Origin of the sequence: Lysinibacillus sp. NPDC093216, assembly GCF_050280325.1 — a bacterium.
Taxonomy (GTDB): domain Bacteria; phylum Bacillota; class Bacilli; order Bacillales_A; family Planococcaceae; genus Lysinibacillus.
In genome coordinates this window covers 19,461-36,799 of sequence record NZ_JBNNVB010000015.1, presented here as the reverse complement: position 1 = coordinate 36,799, position 17,339 = coordinate 19,461, and the positions used below count along the sequence as shown (strand labels likewise).

Annotated in this window: 21 protein-coding genes and 1 pseudogene; 11 read left to right on the top strand and 11 right to left on the bottom strand. The window is 34.1% G+C overall.

Annotated elements, in window-relative coordinates; translation table 11 throughout:
- Nucleotides 1–64 precede the first annotated feature (64 nt).
- Nucleotides 65–916: a hypothetical protein gene (locus tag ACQKOG_RS16360; RefSeq protein ID WP_427447427.1), complete on the bottom strand. Its 852-nt coding sequence runs from the start codon at nucleotides 914–916 to the stop codon at nucleotides 65–67.
- 21 nt (nucleotides 917–937) lie between these two features.
- The gene (locus tag ACQKOG_RS16355) at nucleotides 938–1,324 is read right to left on the bottom strand and encodes a hypothetical protein (protein WP_402871696.1); all 387 of its coding nucleotides are present in this window, start codon (nucleotides 1,322–1,324) and stop codon (nucleotides 938–940) included.
- Nucleotides 1,325–1,528: 204 nt separating this feature from the next.
- Here ACQKOG_RS16355 and ACQKOG_RS16350 point away from each other — a divergent pair, with 204 nt between their 5' ends.
- Both ACQKOG_RS16350 and ACQKOG_RS16345 read left to right on the top strand, forming a co-directional pair.
- A complete protein-coding gene (locus tag ACQKOG_RS16350) occupies nucleotides 1,529–1,894 on the top strand; it encodes a hypothetical protein (RefSeq protein WP_402871693.1) in 366 nt (121 codons plus the stop codon).
- On the top strand, nucleotides 1,881–2,519 hold the full coding sequence (locus tag ACQKOG_RS16345) for an O-methyltransferase (RefSeq protein WP_402871690.1): 639 nt from the start codon (nucleotides 1,881–1,883) through the stop codon (nucleotides 2,517–2,519). Before ACQKOG_RS16350 ends, ACQKOG_RS16345 begins: the two co-directional genes overlap by 14 nt.
- A 563-nt stretch (nucleotides 2,520–3,082) precedes the next feature.
- Here the strand turns inward: ACQKOG_RS16345 and ACQKOG_RS16340 are convergent.
- The 3 genes from ACQKOG_RS16340 to ACQKOG_RS16330 form a co-directional block, all read right to left on the bottom strand.
- Nucleotides 3,083–3,511 carry a GNAT family N-acetyltransferase gene (locus ACQKOG_RS16340; RefSeq protein WP_402871687.1) on the bottom strand — a complete coding sequence of 143 codons (429 nt, stop codon included), beginning with the start codon at nucleotides 3,509–3,511 and terminating at the stop codon, nucleotides 3,083–3,085.
- Between the two features lie 300 nt (nucleotides 3,512–3,811).
- Nucleotides 3,812–4,144: a chaperone CsaA gene (gene csaA / locus ACQKOG_RS16335; protein ID WP_402871684.1), complete on the bottom strand. Its 333-nt coding sequence runs from the start codon at nucleotides 4,142–4,144 to the stop codon at nucleotides 3,812–3,814.
- 12 nt (nucleotides 4,145–4,156) lie between these two features.
- A complete protein-coding gene (locus ACQKOG_RS16330) occupies nucleotides 4,157–4,591 on the bottom strand; it encodes a hypothetical protein (protein WP_427447424.1) in 435 nt (144 codons plus the stop codon).
- A gap of 268 nt (nucleotides 4,592–4,859) precedes the next feature.
- Here ACQKOG_RS16330 and ACQKOG_RS16325 point away from each other — a divergent pair, with 268 nt between their 5' ends.
- The 3 genes from ACQKOG_RS16325 (at nucleotide 4,860) to ACQKOG_RS16315 (ending at nucleotide 7,043) form a co-directional block, all read left to right on the top strand.
- Nucleotides 4,860–5,597, top strand: a complete 738-nt coding sequence (locus ACQKOG_RS16325) for a polysaccharide deacetylase family protein (protein WP_402871678.1) — start codon at nucleotides 4,860–4,862, stop codon at nucleotides 5,595–5,597.
- A gap of 193 nt (nucleotides 5,598–5,790) precedes the next feature.
- Nucleotides 5,791–6,258, top strand: coding sequence for an NUDIX hydrolase (locus tag ACQKOG_RS16320; RefSeq protein WP_427447421.1), 468 nt, complete (start codon nucleotides 5,791–5,793; stop codon nucleotides 6,256–6,258).
- 86 nt (nucleotides 6,259–6,344) lie between these two features.
- Nucleotides 6,345–7,043, top strand: coding sequence for a Type 1 glutamine amidotransferase-like domain-containing protein (locus ACQKOG_RS16315; protein WP_402871672.1), 699 nt, complete (start codon nucleotides 6,345–6,347; stop codon nucleotides 7,041–7,043).
- 57 nt (nucleotides 7,044–7,100) lie between these two features.
- Here the strand turns inward: ACQKOG_RS16315 and ACQKOG_RS16310 are convergent.
- A pseudogene (locus ACQKOG_RS16310) lies at nucleotides 7,101–7,418 on the bottom strand (transposase); the annotation flags it as partial.
- Nucleotides 7,419–7,739: 321 nt separating this feature from the next.
- Here ACQKOG_RS16310 and ACQKOG_RS16305 point away from each other — a divergent pair.
- Entirely contained in the window at nucleotides 7,740–8,033 is a 294-nt protein-coding gene (locus ACQKOG_RS16305; protein WP_427447419.1) for a 3-isopropylmalate dehydrogenase, read from the top strand.
- 186 nt (nucleotides 8,034–8,219) lie between these two features.
- On the opposite strand, the gene ACQKOG_RS16300 is transcribed toward ACQKOG_RS16305, so the two are convergent.
- Nucleotides 8,220–8,756 carry a methyltransferase family protein gene (locus tag ACQKOG_RS16300; protein WP_427447417.1) on the bottom strand — a complete coding sequence of 179 codons (537 nt, stop codon included), beginning with the start codon at nucleotides 8,754–8,756 and terminating at the stop codon, nucleotides 8,220–8,222.
- A 389-nt stretch (nucleotides 8,757–9,145) separates the two neighbouring features.
- Between ACQKOG_RS16300 and ACQKOG_RS16295 the strand changes: the two genes are divergently transcribed.
- A complete protein-coding gene (locus ACQKOG_RS16295; RefSeq protein WP_427447416.1) occupies nucleotides 9,146–9,436 on the top strand; it encodes a DUF5316 domain-containing protein in 291 nt (96 codons plus the stop codon).
- 224 nt (nucleotides 9,437–9,660) lie between these two features.
- On the opposite strand, the gene yjcZ is transcribed toward ACQKOG_RS16295, so the two are convergent.
- Complete coding sequence (gene yjcZ / locus ACQKOG_RS16290; RefSeq protein ID WP_427447414.1) at nucleotides 9,661–9,891, bottom strand: sporulation protein YjcZ; 231 nt, start codon at nucleotides 9,889–9,891, stop codon at nucleotides 9,661–9,663.
- 269 nt (nucleotides 9,892–10,160) lie between these two features.
- Between yjcZ and ACQKOG_RS16285 the strand changes: the two genes are divergently transcribed.
- Complete coding sequence (locus ACQKOG_RS16285) at nucleotides 10,161–10,445, top strand: hypothetical protein (RefSeq protein WP_427447412.1); 285 nt, start codon at nucleotides 10,161–10,163, stop codon at nucleotides 10,443–10,445.
- Nucleotides 10,446–10,588: 143 nt separating this feature from the next.
- Here ACQKOG_RS16285 and ACQKOG_RS16280 read toward each other — a convergent pair whose 3' ends face one another.
- Together ACQKOG_RS16280 and ACQKOG_RS16275 are read right to left on the bottom strand one after the other, a co-directional pair.
- Nucleotides 10,589–10,894, bottom strand: coding sequence for a DUF3784 domain-containing protein (locus ACQKOG_RS16280; protein ID WP_427447410.1), 306 nt, complete (start codon nucleotides 10,892–10,894; stop codon nucleotides 10,589–10,591).
- A 1,065-nt stretch (nucleotides 10,895–11,959) separates the two neighbouring features.
- Nucleotides 11,960–12,472, bottom strand: coding sequence for an NUDIX hydrolase (locus tag ACQKOG_RS16275; RefSeq protein ID WP_427447408.1), 513 nt, complete (start codon nucleotides 12,470–12,472; stop codon nucleotides 11,960–11,962).
- A gap of 365 nt (nucleotides 12,473–12,837) precedes the next feature.
- On the opposite strand from ACQKOG_RS16275, the gene ACQKOG_RS16270 reads away from it, so the two are divergent.
- On the top strand, nucleotides 12,838–13,146 hold the full coding sequence (locus ACQKOG_RS16270) for a hypothetical protein (RefSeq protein ID WP_370078708.1): 309 nt from the start codon (nucleotides 12,838–12,840) through the stop codon (nucleotides 13,144–13,146).
- A gap of 98 nt (nucleotides 13,147–13,244) precedes the next feature.
- Here the strand turns inward: ACQKOG_RS16270 and ACQKOG_RS16265 are convergent, their stop codons facing one another.
- The gene (locus tag ACQKOG_RS16265) at nucleotides 13,245–14,153 is read right to left on the bottom strand and encodes a LysR family transcriptional regulator (RefSeq protein WP_427447406.1); all 909 of its coding nucleotides are present in this window, start codon (nucleotides 14,151–14,153) and stop codon (nucleotides 13,245–13,247) included.
- Between the two features lie 496 nt (nucleotides 14,154–14,649).
- On the opposite strand from ACQKOG_RS16265, the gene ACQKOG_RS16260 reads away from it, so the two are divergent.
- Together ACQKOG_RS16260 and ACQKOG_RS16255 are read left to right on the top strand one after the other, a co-directional pair.
- Entirely contained in the window at nucleotides 14,650–15,861 is a 1,212-nt protein-coding gene (locus tag ACQKOG_RS16260) for an ABC transporter substrate-binding protein (protein WP_427447404.1), read from the top strand.
- 595 nt (nucleotides 15,862–16,456) lie between these two features.
- A complete protein-coding gene (locus ACQKOG_RS16255; protein ID WP_427447402.1) occupies nucleotides 16,457–17,338 on the top strand; it encodes a branched-chain amino acid ABC transporter permease in 882 nt (293 codons plus the stop codon).
- Nucleotide 17,339 lies beyond the last annotated feature (1 nt).

Below are 17,339 nucleotides of genomic sequence, written 5' to 3'. Positions count from 1 at the left end.
TAGGCTAAAAAATAAAGTCACCTTCAAAAATGAAAGGTGACCTCCCCAAAAAGATATAGCCGAATCATACATTTTTCTTTGCCATTCCGGTTAATTGTTGATAAATAACATCTTGATAGTTTACGTCTCGCCATAATGTAATAACATCCAATTCTGTGAGTTCTTGAAGGCTGCTTTGTATGAATTCATAAGCGATAAAATAAGCTAAGCGATTAAAACCAAATCGTTTACCTCCATTAATAGAGAACCATTCAAGAAACACTGCTCTTGCATCGAGCGAAGTTACATCGCTTAAAAACTCTTCCATAATTATTTGTTTATTATTTGAAGCAAATGTTAGCCACTCTAAGTCTTCCTCAAATGCAAAATATTCATCTTTCCTCGCACTTACCACCTTTGTAGAAAAATGCGTTGCAATGCCTTCCTGTAAAAGCCAAGTGAATGGGCTCTCCCAGTCTACCATTGCCCAATTAATACCTCTTTTTTCGGATAATAAATGGTGTGAAGCGTGCCCAAACTCATGAGCAATAATAATTTGTAAATGGCGATCTAGAGGGGAAAGTTTCTCTAAGCAAAATGCAATTTCTGGTATGAACTGTCGGTAAGTAAAAGCATTACTGCCATATAAACCTACAATCAGATGTACATCCTTTGTAAATGTAATATCGTACATCTGTTCATAGTCCCTTGCAATATCACGAATAAGCTTAGGCATTTTATCTTTTATTTCAATTAACGCTGAAATCTTTTCCTGGTGCTTTGGAATAGCCATTTTCATTTTTTCATCTACATTATGGCAATGAAATCGAAAGTATTCTTCAAAATGGCTCGCATGCTTTTTATAATAGTTCTTTAAATAATCAATGGTGGGCACATAATTATTGGTAAAATCTGCAACTGTATCATGAATGAACATATTCGTCTCCCTTTTAAGAAATCAGCCCTCAGATAGAACTAAATATCGTTTAACCACATTGTCATATTTCACGATGAAAATATCATCACGTTCTTTTACAGAATAAATCTTTGTACCAATTGGTAAAAGGTTAGCTGCACCATTTTTAAAGTCCTCAGCTTTAGTTGCATTAAATTCTATCTCACCAATATTTTTATCTTCATTGACTTCAAGTTCATCAATCCATTCTATATTGGTTTTTAAAATGTTACCTTTCCATTGAAAAATATCTGCTTTGTTGTCCAATCTTAAAACTTCTGCTGCATCAGGTTTTTTAGATTTAATAGTAGCTACTGTGCCTTTTTCATTACAACCAACTAAAAATAAACTAAACAATACCACAATTAATAAACAGGATTTTTTCTTCAATAAATTTCACTCCCAAATTAATTCGGCTGATACTTACAGTTTAATGGAAAACCTTGAAGAGGTAAATATTACAAATTTCTCAGTTGATTATGTAAAGTAATGGAAAATTAAAGAGAAGGATGATTGACAAATTGTATACATTCGTATACAGTTGAGTTGTGGTTAGAGTGTATACAAATGTATACGATAAAAGGAGGACACTAAATGAAAAGTGAAAAATTTAAGGAATTTAGAGAAGAGGGACATCATCGTGGAGGACGTCATAGAGGAAGAGACGGCTCTCAACAACGTGGAGCTAAAACTTTCCGACGTGGAAGAGCCATTGCTTTTTTAGAAATGATGAATCTAAAGCGTGCAACGATTAAGCAGCAATTAGAACAACCGGAGTTTCAATCTATTCAGCCAATATTAGTGGGTGAATTAAAAGCCATTGATATGGTCATCAATGAGTTCATTCAATTATTTGAATTACACGAAAGCGAAACGATGGCTACATCCGACAGTCAAGAAGATGATGAAAAATCTTTAAATCATGATGAGGAAGGGAATAACCTGAATGAAAATAATTAATCATTACATTGATTCCGTGTTTCATAACGAAGACTCGATTTTAGAGGAGGTCATTATATCTATTGAAGAAAACGGAATGCCCGCCATTTCCGTTTCAGCTTCCTCTGGAAAACTTTTAACAATGCTTGTCTCAATGACAGGAGCTAAAAACATTCTTGAAGTAGGGGCTCTCGGTGGATATAGTGGAATTTGTTTATCTAGAGGGTTCGGCAGTGATGGAACATTAACTTCTCTAGAATTAGAGGAAAAATACGCACAGTTTGCTTACAGTAATTTATCGAAGGCGGGTTTTGGTGAACAAGTTACATATATAACAGGACCTGCATTGCAAAGCCTTGAAAAGCTAGTGCAAAGTAATGAACGATTCGATTTTTTCTTTATCGATGCTGATAAGGATAATTATGAAAACTATTTAAATTACTGTGTACAACTAGCAAATCCCGATGCGATCATAGTTACTGACAATGTGCTTGCTGCAGGAAGTGTGGCAGATCCAACTGCCAAACCAAAACGATATACGGAAATAATGAAGAAATTCAATGAAGCAGTAGCGAATCACCCTCAATTAGAGTCGATTATTATTCCAATTGGTGATGGTATGACACTTTCAAAAGTGAAGAAATAAGCACCATATTGATACGAGAAGGCACTGACGGACGAATACATGTTAGTGCTTTCTTGCTTAAAACTTTTCATAGCCTACATAAATAAATAATTGAGTACCCATCCGGCAATCCCAACTATAATTCCTACAATAATTAAGACAAGTCCATTCTTCTTAGCATGATAATCACTTCTTAAAACGATGCCCTACAAATGGCCATAATACCACAAAATAATTGAAAAAAGAAAAGTGCAAACAAAGCATTTAACCAACCAATTGTTATGAGTAGGGATTTACAGCTTTTTTCAGTTTCCACAAAAATTCCTCTTTTCATCGTTATTTATACATATCATTTTATTGGAAAATTCTGTTTAAGTACATAATTAATTTGGATATTATCAGTTGTATAAAATAGGGGATTCAAGGTAAGTTTCGTGCTTAATTACAAAAAAGACTGAAGTCAAACTTGTTGTTATAAGTTTGATTTCAGTCAGATTTCACATTTAACTATATCGATTTAACTTATCTGAAATGTTTCTAAGTATTTCAGTTTGCTCCTGTGGAAGGGAGGGCAATTTCTCTTGTTACTTCAATCCAAGATGTAATATTGGATAAGGGCGGCCTGAACTATCTGTTGGTTCTTCACTGACAATCGTGAAACCATTTTTTAAATAAAACATCTTTGCATTTTCATTATCTTTATTAACATCAACAGACCTTATATTAAAATCTTTAATGAGTTGTTGTATTATTTGTTTTCCATAACCTTTTCCTATTTCAGTAGGTTCTAAAAACAGCATTTCTAAGTGCTGAATATTGGTACCTGAGAAACCTATCAATTTATTTTCCGCATACCAAAGTCTCACATCAAGATGTGGGAAATACATAGGAATTTCCTGTTTAATGTCTTCCTTATCTTTTAAACTTAAAAAATCGTGGGTTTTGGTAACGGATCTATCCCAAAGATTTATAATAGTTTCATAGTCATTAGTTGTTGCTTGTCTGTTTTTCATAATGTTCTCTCCTTTTTCTTGATTATCAGGCTCCTTTCTATTTTTTATTTGAAGATTTTAATGATGTAACACCAATCAAAATAAATTTTCATTTTCTATGATCCTCTCGATTTAGGGGATTTGTTCTACTTATAATTTATATGTAACAAAAATTGTAACATGTGATACAAGATAAGCGAAATAATAAAAGGGCCACATCAGTGACCCTTAGTACCAAGTCAGGAGGTGTAAGGCTAAGTTAGTTTTTCTCTACTATATATATGATGTTGAAGAAATTAACACTATCAGAAAATCCTAAACTTAACTAATTTTAGTTCCGTTTGGTACAGGCTGATCAGGAGCTAATAAAATCACATCTCCTTCTAAAGGAACTCCGCCAATCACTAAAACTTCAGATTTAAAGCCTGCTACACGACGGGGTGGGAAATTAACGATCGCAACTACTTGCTTATTAACAACTCCTTTTGGCGTATAGCGTTTAGTAATTTGAGCAGAGGATTGCTTGATGCCAATATCTTCTCCAAAATCAATTATCATTTTAATAGCAGGAACCCTTGCTTTCGGAAGCTCTTCCGCTTGGATAACTGTCCCAATTCTAATATCAAGGTTTATAAAGTCTTCTATAGTTGCCATAAAAAATACTCCTTACTTTTCAATTTGTATAAAGTCTTGTAAATTTTTTTCGATGAAAATATTTATTTTTTCTATAGTAGCTGGATAAATGTTTTCGAATATTGCATATAGCGATTCAAATGATGCATGGAGCTCTTTATTTTGATTTAATTCATCTCGAGTGATTGTAAAATTCTCTAATGTAGTAGGGTGATTATGTTGTTTTAGTTCCTGTTCAATATTTTCAAGGAGTAAAAGAAAAGATTCATCATTAAAATACTTAAAACAGGCTTTGAGAGCTGCCCATTTTTTAGACTGTGCCATGAAATAAGCACTCCACCAATAAAATTCGATAAGAGATTTATTAATATGGTTATAATAAACATGAAACATAAATAATGCTCTTTGACCTTCTGTAAGTTCCTCATAAAAACGTTCTTTTACACCGATATTAGTTTCTTCAGACATTCTTACCTTATAAATCTTAATGAGCGGCTCGAAACACCTTTGACTTAAACTGGAGCAATTAAAATCTAAATCCTCTTTCTTTACACTTATTATCAAAATAATCACACTCCTTCCAAATAATATAACATTTTTAGGATTAGAATGTGATACGTTTATTTACATTCATTTTGGATTGTTATTGGTTTTATATACAATTAAAAGAACAAAAATAAAAGCATTTTTTACTTTAAACCTCAAATAATAATGATTAGAAATAGGAGGTGAAAACTTGAGGAAATACTATCTACTGATCGCTTTATGCTTTTTCGGGGTATTTTTATTTTTTGTAAATGAAAAATCTTTTGCAGACAAGGGAAGGAAGTATTACGAAGAGGCAGGACAAATTTTGTGGGATATTAATACGGATGAAAAAGTAATCGCCTTAACCTTTGATGATGGTCCTCATAAAAAGTACACACCTGACATTTTAGATATATTAGACAAGTACAATGCAAAGGCTACATTCTTTATTGTGGGTGAAAATGCAGAAAAAAATCCAGAGCTCGCTTTACGTATACATGAAGAAGGTCACGAACTAGCCATTCACACATATACGCATCCTTTTAGAACGAATGTTTCCAATTTGATGAAAGAAATAAAACAAACACATGCAACAATTTATGGTATTACAGGTTATGTCCCTGTTTTATTTAGACCAGTTGAAGGCCAATACACGGATTCCATGATTGATGCAATAGCAAAAGAAGGGTATAAAGTTGTCATGTGGTCATGGCATTTAGATACATTTGATTGGAAAAGTCCTGGAGAAAAGAAAATTGTCAATACTGTTTTAAAGGGTGCTAAGCCTGGAAGTGTCGTGTTATTTCATGATGGCGGTGGAAATCGTGAGCAAACTGTGAAAGCATTAGAAAAAATCTTACCAAAGCTTGAAGAGCAGGGATATAAATTTGTAACGATTTCTGAGCTACTCGAGATTCAAAAGTTAAGTAATAAGGATGGAAAATAAAAATAGGCAGGGCTCATTTTTTTATGTAATCTGGGCTTTGCTTTTTTGCATTATTGAACCATTTGTATTTATTTTTGGAGAAACAATGTAAAATAAGGATGTTTATGGTTATTTTACTCTTTAATGAGCTGAAATAGTAAATTATGAAAAAGAATGTTTTAGGAATCTACAACAAGGAAAGAGGGCATCAATTATGAATGATTACATTAAAACGATGAGACAAATAATCGGGCATGAAACTCTATTGACTATTGGCTGTGGAGCAATAATTGAAGATGATAGGGGACGTATACTTTTACAAAAAAGGACTGACGGTGATATTTGGGGAATCCCAGGAGGTATCTTGGAAATCGGAGAAACTTTTGAAGAGACCGTTAAAAGGGAAGTCTTTGAAGAAACGAATCTTATTCTGAACGATATAACATTGTTTGGATTATATTCTGGTAAAAAAGGTTTTGCAGAGTACTCAAATGGAGATAAAGTATTTAGTGTTCAAATAATTTTTTACTCAAGCGATTATAAAGGTACTTTACAAATTAATGATGAAAGTAGCGAATTGTACTTTTTATCGAGAGATGAAATACCTTTAAACCTTAATCCTCACCAATCCTCATTTATTAAGGATTGGAGAAATGGTATACCTACACCAATAATAAAATGAAAAAGTTCTTAATCCAATGGGTGCGTTTCCTCTAGAAGTTTTATATAATTAGAAAATACAGTATTTTCAAAAAGGGGTGGGGGATGATGAAACAAATTATTGCATTAGGAGGAGGGGGCTTTTCTATGGAGCCTCATAATCCATTATTAGATACATATATTTTACAGCAATCTAACAAAGCCAATCCAAAGATTTGCTTTATACCTACTGCAAGCGGAGACTCGGAAAATTATATTGCAAAATTTTATTCTTTCTTTAACTCGCAACAATGCATTCCGTCCCACTTATCACTTTTTTCTCCTCCAACTCGAGATTTAGAAAGTTTTATTATGGAAAAAGATATTATTTATGTTGGCGGAGGAAATACTAAAAACCTTTTAGCTTTATGGAAAGAGTGGTCGTTAGATAGCATTTTTAAGACTGCTTGGCAAGAGGGAATCCTATTAACAGGCATTAGTGCTGGTTCAATTTGTTGGTTCGAGGAAGGAATAACAGATTCATTTGGAGGAGAATTAGAGCCGATATCATGTTTAGGTTTTCTCCCAGGAAGTAATTGCCCTCATTATGATGGAGAAATCAATCGAAGACCTGCTTATCATAATTTGGTTAAAGCTAATAAACTCTCATCTGGAATTGCCGCTGATGATGGAGTAGCCGTTCATTTTATCGATCAAGAAATCCATAAAATCGTTAGTTCAAAACCTAATGGTAAAGCATATAAGGTATCCTTGGATAATGATATCAATGAGGTAGAGTTAGCTGTAGAATATTTAGGAAGTATATAACAACTTCGAAAAATAAGCTTTTTCAAGAATCAGATCTTGAAAAGGCTTATTTTCATTCATACGAGAATAAGACGCTTCAGAAGGCACAACATCCGAAACAAGAAACCCACAATCTAAACGGAATAAAGGATCATTGACCAAACGTTTGATTAAATCCTTGATCGTTGGAATACGCTCGACAATACGAATAATCAGTGATTGAATCATCGCACCATAGTTTAGTTCACGTGGGGCACCACGCAATGTCCTTTTTAAAAACAACTGAAAAATCGGTTGTACGTCGAAAGTGGCAAAAATCGCATCGAAACGACGGGAACTTTCCATTTTCAATAATTCTTGGATGTCAAATAGGCTCATTTGTTTTACAATAGTCATAGGGCATTCACCTCATTCAGTATGGTTTAGTTTAGACGCTACCATTATACCGAATTTGGGAAGGTGCCCGTTTTTTATTGTATCGGAACCCCTGATGCTAAAGGGATTAGAATTATGAAATTAACTCAAATAGTAATAATTAATTAGGTTTAAAAAAGACAAGTTTGTGAAGAAATCTACTTAAACTATAGGGGTGCTTTACTTGAAGAACATTGAGTTGCATTAGCAGCCCCTTTTTTTCTTATTGAACTATCGGAGCAGAATAATTCAATAAAGTTTTAGTTTTAGTGGTAAAATATGTTTATAATGGGAGGGATTTAAATGACTAATTTTTTATTACCACTTATGGGAGTTTTTATCGTTATTGCAAATATCATTGGCTTTATATTCTACAAAAAAAAGAAAAATTTATATTCTGCTGCTTTTACAATATTGTTATCAGCAGTTTTCTTTGGGGCAATCGGTGGTGCATTAGCAATATTTATTATTCGTGATGCTTTTGCAGTATTTTACGGAATGCAACTAGCACAATATTTATTATTCAATAGTATCATCGTTTTCATTATTGCAATTTTAGTAACTATAATAAAAAGATATAACAACAGAACAACATAATTCACGACTATATTCAACTAACGGCTGCTTAGTTAAATATTCGATTTTCGAAATATCAAACATAAAAACAGAGTTGATTCTACACATTTTGTAGATTAACTCTGTTTTTATGTTTTAACAGCAACAATCTTTTAGAAAACAGCCTAAAAATAAGAGGCAGATTTAATCTATTTTATCCTAAAATCTCTAGTATAGAAACGGAATAATTCGCCAAGTTTTGGACTGATATTGTTTGTATTGTTCACCAAACAATGTAACAAGAATTCTCTCTTCAATTTTTATACGATACGAATACGCAAGGAAAAATAAAATGATATTTATAATAATGGCAACGAACGAAGATGAAGATATAGCAAATCCTAAAAAGGTCAAAAAAGACCCTAAATAACCAGGGTGGCGAATATATTTATATAGACCGTTTTGAATTAACTTATGTTCCCCCTGCATTCCGACATTCCTACTGTAAAATCTCCCTAAGATTTTCATTGAATAAAATCTTATCCATACACCAACTAGCCCGACAATAACACCAAAAAACAGCAATGAATTAATCTTATTTATTGTAAAGAAATAAATAATCTCTGGAATGGTTAACATCAAGGCTAAAACTACCCCGATAAAAAAACTAGAACCAAGATTTCGTTTTTCTTCTTTAATAGGTGAACTTCTATAAAATTCTAATAATAAGTAAAGAAAAATAGGTAAATATGCTATGAAAAACATGATTCATTTTCCTTTCAATAAAAGTATCTTATGATTAACTCATTATCCCTTCAGAAATATCTAATTGCTCTTCCTTGTTTGATGCTGTCAAAACAAGTTAAAACTAGCCAAAATGCTTATTCAACTAACCTGCTTCGTTCGTTGAATAGCAACCATCCTTATTTATGATATTTGTGTTGGTTATTATTCTTTGTGTGGGTAATCTATTTTAAAAATCCTTTTGGCATAAAAACGTAAAGAAGTACATATACAACTATAAATATTGGCAGTTACTATCTCCAAAGCCAAACACTGTCACTCCTAAAATTGAAAAGAAAATTAAGCAATGATTACAAAAATGAAACAAAGTATGGTAATCAAACGTAAAATAAGGATAGGGGGGATTTGAGGTGAAATATTTACTAATTGGTGTTTTCTTATCACTTTGCGGTGTTTTGATCTCGATGATGCTGTGGGGAATGGAAAAGGTTTATTTAGTTTCAGGCACGGTTGGCTGTATCTTCATTGTCATTTCAATGATTTTTTCAGGGGCCATGGTTAGTGGGGATCGGATGAGAGCAAATTTTGCTACCGAAACAACAGAACATCGGGACGAACGCAATAATATTACTTTACATTCCTTATACATTGCTTTACCAAATATTATTGTAGCGGTTTTATTTTATTATTTAAGTAAATGATATTGAATGGAAAGAAAAGTTGAACAATCTAAAATAAAAGGTCACTCGGACAAAAGTGACCTTTTTGTTTTCACTGTAGTATGTTAGGCTGGTTAGTTATCCTACTATTACTAGGTATTTGATATTTAGTAACAGAGGTTATGGAAATGATTAATTGTGACAATGATAAATAGCATTAACTTTATTCATTATAGATCTGAATAGAATCTAAAGTACTGGAAAAATTAATACATGAATGTTGTACCAACAATAATTAAAAGAATGAATAGAACTACAATTAATGCGAATGCTGAACCATGGCCTCCGCCATGTCCATAGTAACCGCCACCGCAGCCACCGCCGTAGCCGCCGCCGCCATAGCCACCACCGCCATAGCCACCACCGCCATAGCCACCACCGTAACCACCGTAGCCACCGCCACAACAGCTACCAAAATTTCCGCCGTAATATCCCATGAAATATCCCTCCCTTCTACAATCTATAATATGTCTAGGTCTAGAATGGAGGGGAGGTATTCATCTTGGTTTTACTCAGCTTGAATTAAAAATCCGGAAAATTAATGATGAGGAATTACTCAATTTCAAAAAGGGAAAGGGATAGCATGAATAGTGTTCCACGAAATTTTGAAAACTCTGTAAGTAACATTTTTACAGAATAATAAAATTGAAACTATTACAAATGTCAATCGTATAAAATAAGATAGGCTCTAGGAGGTGTTTATACTATGTCGTTTATTGGATGGGCTATTCTAACTTTTTCAATTGTCTGTTATTTACCTTTCTTTATCTGGCTTTCTGCTAGTTATCTAAATAACGGTGATCAATCAAAAAGAAAGAATAATTATTGGTTATTGTTGATGTCAGCTGGATTATTAAATTCTTTGAATACTTTCTTGTTTAAGATTCAAGATACATATTTTTTAGCAGTAACAGTCATGATCATTTTATTATTTAGCCTTTACATGTTTTTCAAAGTTCGGAAAGATAAAAGAAAAGTATCGTTTAGATAAAAGTGGTGGAATGACTAACGAAATGTTTTAGAATTACACATGGCATAAAAATGTTCCCCTTGAAGTAGACAATGTTGTCCGTGTCTAAATTCAAGGGGATATTTTTATAATTTCTATAAAGGTCTTCGTTTTAAAGACTCTTTTTAAAGTGGCTTATTTATAATTTGTTTCCAGACCAAAGTGGCTACTGTTCCTACACATATACCAACCGCATATAAAATGCCACTAATGAGACCCCAAAATTCTAGTCCAAAAGGTAATAGAAAAGTAGCGATACCTACTATGTATGAGAAAACACCAAATAGCTTAGCCAGTTTATCTTTATCACCAATAAAACTATCTTCTTGGTAACCTGCGATGAGCCACAGTTTCTTTTTTACATGGATCAGATAACCCATGAAAATAATAATGAATGCAAGAACAATACAAGTAATATATCCAGCAATCATTTTCGTCACCTCATTTATATTAGTTCTAATAAATATACGAATATAATAAGAAAAGGTTTTCCAAAATATTACTGAAGGTGTCTATAAGATCGCTACAGTCAAATTAAACGATGGAATTACAAAATAATATAAGAGTGACATTAATCTAAAAAAGTCTTCAAGGGGAAGATATGGATATAAAAGCCACAAAGTTATTGTATGTGGAACTTATGTCGGGAAGTACATTGAAGAAAATTCCATCATACAAAATCTGAGATAACTCATTGGATCATGCTTATATTTTTATCAGTACAGTTATGAAAATAACAATGAAAGATAAATAAATAAGGGTCACTCGAACCAAAGTGACCCTAAACCACAAACTAGGAGGTGCAAAGCTAAGTTAGCTTTACACTATTATTAATATGATTTAGTAGCTATGTTTGTATAGTGAAATGCCTGACAATTAGATTTAAAAAATAATAATCTACAGGTACAGTTTCAAAATTTTGTATCAATCATTTTTTCTACAGGCTCTCCTTTTTTATTTTGAGGCAATATAAGTAATAAGCATAGCAGATATAATAAAGTGCTATTAGACTAAAAACCTCCTAACATAAAGTTGCCTATGTATGAAGCTAGTCAAATGCAACTTACAAATATGAAGGCTTGTTACAGATTTTCCGAACGAGAAAGCCCATGCAGGGTGTAGCCCGTCTTTAGACATGGGATGAAAGTGAGGTCAGACAAGAGATAGCTTTTGCTACCTTAATTGTCTGAAAGGGTGTTATACTTCATGTATAGACAAGTAAAAGTCTTTAAAACACGCTCGTTCATTGAAAATTGGATATTGTATATGGTTCGATAGCCTAATTCATGCTATCGGTAAAACAATATGTGTCGTCAAGAAAAAGACGCTAAAACACATCGAACGAAACCAACTATACGCTATGGTAAAAGTAGTGTAGCCCTATCTGCTATATGCACTGGATAGGGAGGGGTAATGGGATACCCCAATCTTGAGAGCTGTTCAAAACAGAAATGGACTGCGAACGCTTAGTTACTCAGGAATCCCACTGACATTAGTCAGCTTGTCCCTTTAGGGGTGGGAGTCTCAATTAAAGCTGCTTGTAATACTATGTGTGCAAACTCATGGTCATTAATTACATAAGGTATTTCTTCCGGCTCAACCCAAATACGCGAAATCGTTTCGTGTTCTCGAAGGAATGGGAGGCACTCTTGAATGTCCATGCTATAAAACATTTGATATCCGATTAAAGGATACTTACTATCAGCATTGAATAAAGGGTTCTCTTCGTGACTGACTTCAATGGCTCCCAAATAATTGATCTGCCCCTTTACATAACCTTCTTCCAATGCCTCTCTGTGGAATGCTTCTTCAGGTGTTTCTCCTTTTTCAATATGTCCACCAGGAAAGTTAAATCCTCGCCCGTCTACATGAACTAACAAAACATTCCCTTGATAAAAACAAACTCCATGTACACTTGTTACTTTGCTGAAATCGTCAATTGTATGATTTTGTAACCATGTCAGTTTAAGATGATGCCCGCTCCAGTTCACATAAGTTTGGTTGTTCATAGGGTACCTCCCTTATTACTAATTCATAAAATCATTCTATTTCTATTTTAGCTAATTGGAAGATTTATGTATATTGATTTTTGTCTCCGGATGCAATTAAACAGTGGCATAATATTATAGTAAAGATAAGAAAAGGGTAGAAAAACAAAAATCATGTATTGAAGCGGAATCTAAGAGTTAATGGATTTCAGCTTGTAAAACTGAACAAAAATACAAAAAGAGTCACATTTAACTAGGTGTGGCTTTTTCTTATGCATCTACTAGCTATGAATAGAAGAGATGGAGGCAATCTTAATGCTATCTAATTAAGGTGCAGCTATAAGCCATATTTGTCATCAACTTTACGCAACGAAAGAGGTGGTACTATGGAAATAACAGATGGTACATGGACATTTGATTCGGAAACGATCGATGAAGCGGCAAAAAAATTGCAACGAGATGAGCAGGAGAGGGAGATGTTAAATGCTTTTGCTCGGTATGCTTACCTTCGTTACAAGCAGATTCGAGATAGTGTAAACCCTCGAAAATGTAAATACATGAGAATTGATCAAGTGCATGAACAATTAAAATCACCAGCCAAACTACGAAAAGTTAGCAGTCTATTCAATATTTCAGAAGAAGAAGTGCTTTACATTGTAGACTTTGTGAAAAAGTATTTGAAGTATGTTAAATAAATCTAAATCTCCCGGTCAAAATTTCAACCGGGAGATTTAGATTTATTAACCTTCAATTCATCACCTTAGCGCGAGATGAATTTTCCTCATGTAGTTCATTAACTCTCGCGAATTATTCTGCTAGATCGTAGATGAGTTTCATCTGTAAATAATTCTAGAAAATTCATTGCGTGCTTTGCTAAATAGCGATCTTTTGACCAAACAATATTCGCTTTTGATTGGATATGGCAATTAGAAAATTGAATGATTCGAATGCCGTGAATTGAAAATTTATCGAGACTCGTTTTTGGTAAAATCGTTACCCCCAAACCTTCACTTATTAAAGAAATAACCATCGCAATATCAATGCACTCACAAATAATATTAGGCTCAAAACCGTGACGTTTGAATTCATCGATTATAATGCGAAACGTACTACAACTACGATGACGATAAAACGAAAGAAACGGTATATCCTTTAAGTCTTCTATTTGAATGGGATTCGGTAAATGCCATTGTGCAGGTGTGGCTAGTACAAACTCCTCTAATTCTAACCCGATTGAAAAGTAATTATCATCTTCTATTGGTTGTTGCAGTATCGCTAAATCGATTTCTTTACTTACAAGACTATTCTTTAAGAAAAATGTATCTCCTTCGATAATTTTGAAACATAAATTAGGGTATCTTTCATGCATCAACTTAATTTTTTCAGGAAGGTAAGATAAACAGGTTTGATCTGCCCCAATTGATAGTACGCCCTTTAACCCTTCTCCAACTTCTTTTATTTCTGAAATTGTATCTTCGAAATTGGCTAATAGTGCTTTGCCTTTTTCATATAAAATCTTTCCTGGTTCAGTGAGCTCTAATACTCTGCCGTTTCGATCTAATAGTTTACAATTTAATTCTTTCTCCATAATTTTTAATTGATTGCTAAGTGGCGGTTGTGCCATATGCAGTCTTTTGGCGGCTTTTGTAATTTGTTTTTCTTCAACAATCGTAATGAAATAATTTAATTGTCTTAAATCCATTAATCTCTCACCCCTATACTTGAAATTAGATAGTTTATGCAATTTGTATACTTAATCTGTATAGTAACATTTTTTCACGTGTTTTCGTTAAAGTTGTTAGATATTTCTGATTTTTTAGTTAAATAATTTAGTAAAACCTAGAATTAGCAAGGGTTTCACTTATTATTGAATGACGTGTTCTTTATGGATTTTATATAACAATTAACGTACGAGTATACCGAAAACATATATATATGAGTTTTTAATGTATATATTTAGTATTTATCATTTATTAAAATACATGTTATTCTTTTGATTAACCAAAATTAGAAAATTCTGCTTAATGTAGCTTTTGATCTCCAAAAATCTATTTTTATCTATTTATTTTAATTATTTTAAAAAAATATAACATTATCAGAGATGTTTATTTTCGTTACTTCGGGGGCTATACATACCGTCATTTTAAAAGGGGATGCGGTTTCTATAGGTATAAAAATTATTAAGGGGTGTAGTGTTTATGAAAAAGACTATATTGTCTCTCTTCCTATTGATGGGGGCACTATTGATGGTGGCTTGTAGTTCATCATCGGATTCGGGGAAAGGTGATGCATCTTCCGCTAGTTCTGGTAGTGAAGCATCAGCAAATTCAATCAAAATAGCTGGAATTTTTTCTGCATCTGGTGGGGCAGCTGCTCTAGGTGAACCAGAAATGCAAACGCTGAAAATGGTAGTCGATCAAAAAAATGCGGATGGGGGAATTAACGGTCGAAAAATTGACTTAGTAACATATGATGATAAATCTGACCAAAATGAAGCCATTCTTTCCATGAAAAAAGCACTAACACAAGACAATGTATCACTCGTTATCGGAGGGACAACAAGTGGTAACTCATTAGCGATGTTACCTTTGGCAGAGCAAAATCAGGTGCCTTACATTTCTGTTGCTGCTAGTAAACAAATTTACATGAATGAAAATGGACAAGCACGCAAATGGGTATTCAAAATGCCGCAAGATGATCAACAAGCTGTGGAGAGGATTTTACAATATTTAAAAGATAATAACTTAACGAAAGTTGCCTGGTTAAACGTTGCAAATTCTTTTGGAACGGGTGGGCATGAAGAATTTGTTAAACACATGGAAAATTACGGTGTGGAATCAGTCATTGAAGATGAATTTGAAGCGACGGTAACAGATGCAAAGCCGTTGTTAACTCGTGTAAAAAAAGCAAACCCTGATGCAATAATTGTATGGGGAACCGTTCAAGAGTCAGCGGTTGTCATTAAAAATATTCGTGAATTAGCACTAGATATACCAGTTCTTGCGAGTCATGGTGTTGCAACGGACCAATTTATCGAAGTAGCAGGTGCTGCAGCAAACGATGTGATATTACCAACGGGTAAATTATTAATTGCGGACAAATTAGAAGATTCAAATCCGCAAAAAGAATTATTAATAGCGTATAACGAAGCTTTCACTGCGAAATACAATAAACCAGCAAGTACATTTGGTGCCTATGCAGCAGATGCTTTCTCGATTGCTACGAAAGCAATTGAAGCAAAAGGTAGTGATAGCGCGGCTCTTCGAGATTACATTGAAAAAGAACTCGGTGAATATGTAGGTTTGACAGGTACTTTTAACATAACTGCGGATAATCATATGGGATTGAGTCCGGATAGTTTTGCAATGGTACGTATTGCTGACGGTAAGTGGACTTTAGAAGATAAATAAAAATAACAGGTTTGTTTATTGGGGAAATATATCATTAATTTAACCGATAAAAGAATTCTTTTGTTGATATTTTGCTTATGTATGCACATTTTTATTTGATTAAAGTGGAAGACATAGGAACCGAGTTGCATGTAGTTGATTGGAGTGGAGGCTGGGCGACTCCTTGGGGATCAGCGATAGGGGAACGAAGGCTAAAACCATTACGTCCTGTGATAACGCCTTCGTGACCAACATCGGTGCTGCTGCCGCTACGTTAGCACTACGCTTTCGCGCAAAAAACATCTGTTGGCCCGAGACCCTGGAGCGAGCATCGCGAGTGAAGCGGCTCATCGGACGCCCCCAGGAAGCTTTGCTCTGCGCGAAAGCGAAGCGTCAGCGGCAAATGTTTTCTGTAGCGAAAGCAAAGCGGCAGCTACAAAGCGCCCAGCCGGAACGGAAATCAACCCCACGGTATGGTGATGAACCTAAGAAGATAAGAATGGTTAATCAACATACCTGCAAAATAATACACATTCAATGAACAGTGGTATCTCTCTATCACTGTTCATTCATTTATGAGCTTAGTAACCTCGAAAAGAATGGAGTGAAAGACTATATGGAAACATTTTCTCAAATGTTGCAATTATTATTTTCAGGTTTAACAATAGGAGCCATTTATGCATTGATTGCGGTTGGCTTTGTCATTATTTATAACGTGACAGGCATCCTTAATTTTGCGCAAGGCGAATTTGCTATGTTTGGTGCGTTAATCAGTATTTCATTGGCGAAAGCTAATCTACCTTTATGGTTAGCTATCATTTTGAGTATCGTCATTGTGGCCGCAATTGGTGCTGTATTTGAACGAACAGCAATTCATACAGCTCGTAAATCTTCCATGACAACGCTAATAATCATTACAATCGGTGTATCGATTGCATTTCGAGGTATTGCGATTTTAATTTGGGGAACACAAGCCCAAACACTACCGCCGTTTACGGATAATACACCTATTCAATTTTTTGAAGCGGTATTACTGCCACAAAATTTGTGGGCGATTGGCCTTTCAATCGTTATTTTAATCGCCATGATGTACTTCTATAACTATACATTTACAGGAAAATCATTAACAGCTTGTGTGATAAATCCATTTGCTGCACGTTTAATGGGCATCAATCCAAATAAAATGTCATTGTTTGCTGTAATTGTAAGTGCGGGTGTGGGAGCTTTAGCGGGTACAGTAATCGCGCCAATTTCCGGTGCATCCTACGATATGGGGATGATCCTTGGCATTAAAGCGTTTGTTGCAGCAGTTGTCGGTGGTTTAACAAATGCCCCAGCGGCAATTGCTGGTGCCTTTCTCATCGGAATTATTGAAGCATTTACAGAGGGATTATGGTCATCTGGTTTAAAAGATTTAGTGAGTTTCTCTTTATTGCTATTAATTTTATTTGTAAAACCAGAAGGTCTATTCGCAAAAGCTTCTGGAAAACGTGTGTAGG

Excerpts from the sequence above, each read along its gene's own strand:
- ACQKOG_RS16350 (WP_402871693.1), top strand. The coding sequence starts at position 1,529 with ATGAAAAGTGAAAAATTTAAGGAATTTAGAGAAGAGGGACATCATCGT.
- ACQKOG_RS16270 (WP_370078708.1), top strand. The coding sequence starts at position 12,838 with ATGGAAATAACAGATGGTACATGGACATTTGATTCGGAAACGATCGAT.
- ACQKOG_RS16275 (WP_427447408.1), bottom strand. The coding sequence starts at position 12,472 with ATGAACAACCAAACTTATGTGAACTGGAGCGGGCATCATCTTAAACTG.
- ACQKOG_RS16315 (WP_402871672.1), top strand. The coding sequence starts at position 6,345 with ATGAAACAAATTATTGCATTAGGAGGAGGGGGCTTTTCTATGGAGCCT.
- ACQKOG_RS16330 (WP_427447424.1), bottom strand. The coding sequence starts at position 4,591 with ATGTCTGAAGAAACTAATATCGGTGTAAAAGAACGTTTTTATGAGGAA.
- ACQKOG_RS16340 (WP_402871687.1), bottom strand. The coding sequence starts at position 3,511 with ATGAAAAACAGACAAGCAACAACTAATGACTATGAAACTATTATAAAT.
- ACQKOG_RS16280 (WP_427447410.1), bottom strand. The coding sequence starts at position 10,894 with ATGATTGCTGGATATATTACTTGTATTGTTCTTGCATTCATTATTATT.
- csaA (WP_402871684.1), bottom strand. The coding sequence starts at position 4,144 with ATGGCAACTATAGAAGACTTTATAAACCTTGATATTAGAATTGGGACA.
- ACQKOG_RS16260 (WP_427447404.1), top strand. The coding sequence starts at position 14,650 with ATGAAAAAGACTATATTGTCTCTCTTCCTATTGATGGGGGCACTATTG.
- ACQKOG_RS16265 (WP_427447406.1), bottom strand. The coding sequence starts at position 14,153 with ATGGATTTAAGACAATTAAATTATTTCATTACGATTGTTGAAGAAAAA.
- ACQKOG_RS16300 (WP_427447417.1), bottom strand. The coding sequence starts at position 8,756 with ATGTTTTTCATAGCATATTTACCTATTTTTCTTTACTTATTATTAGAA.
- ACQKOG_RS16285 (WP_427447412.1), top strand. The coding sequence starts at position 10,161 with ATGTCGTTTATTGGATGGGCTATTCTAACTTTTTCAATTGTCTGTTAT.
- ACQKOG_RS16345 (WP_402871690.1), top strand. The coding sequence starts at position 1,881 with ATGAAAATAATTAATCATTACATTGATTCCGTGTTTCATAACGAAGAC.
- ACQKOG_RS16305 (WP_427447419.1), top strand. The coding sequence starts at position 7,740 with ATGACTAATTTTTTATTACCACTTATGGGAGTTTTTATCGTTATTGCA.
- ACQKOG_RS16320 (WP_427447421.1), top strand. The coding sequence starts at position 5,791 with ATGAATGATTACATTAAAACGATGAGACAAATAATCGGGCATGAAACT.
- yjcZ (WP_427447414.1), bottom strand. The coding sequence starts at position 9,891 with ATGGGATATTACGGCGGAAATTTTGGTAGCTGTTGTGGCGGTGGCTAC.
- ACQKOG_RS16360 (WP_427447427.1), bottom strand. The coding sequence starts at position 916 with ATGTTCATTCATGATACAGTTGCAGATTTTACCAATAATTATGTGCCC.
- ACQKOG_RS16255 (WP_427447402.1), top strand. The coding sequence starts at position 16,457 with ATGGAAACATTTTCTCAAATGTTGCAATTATTATTTTCAGGTTTAACA.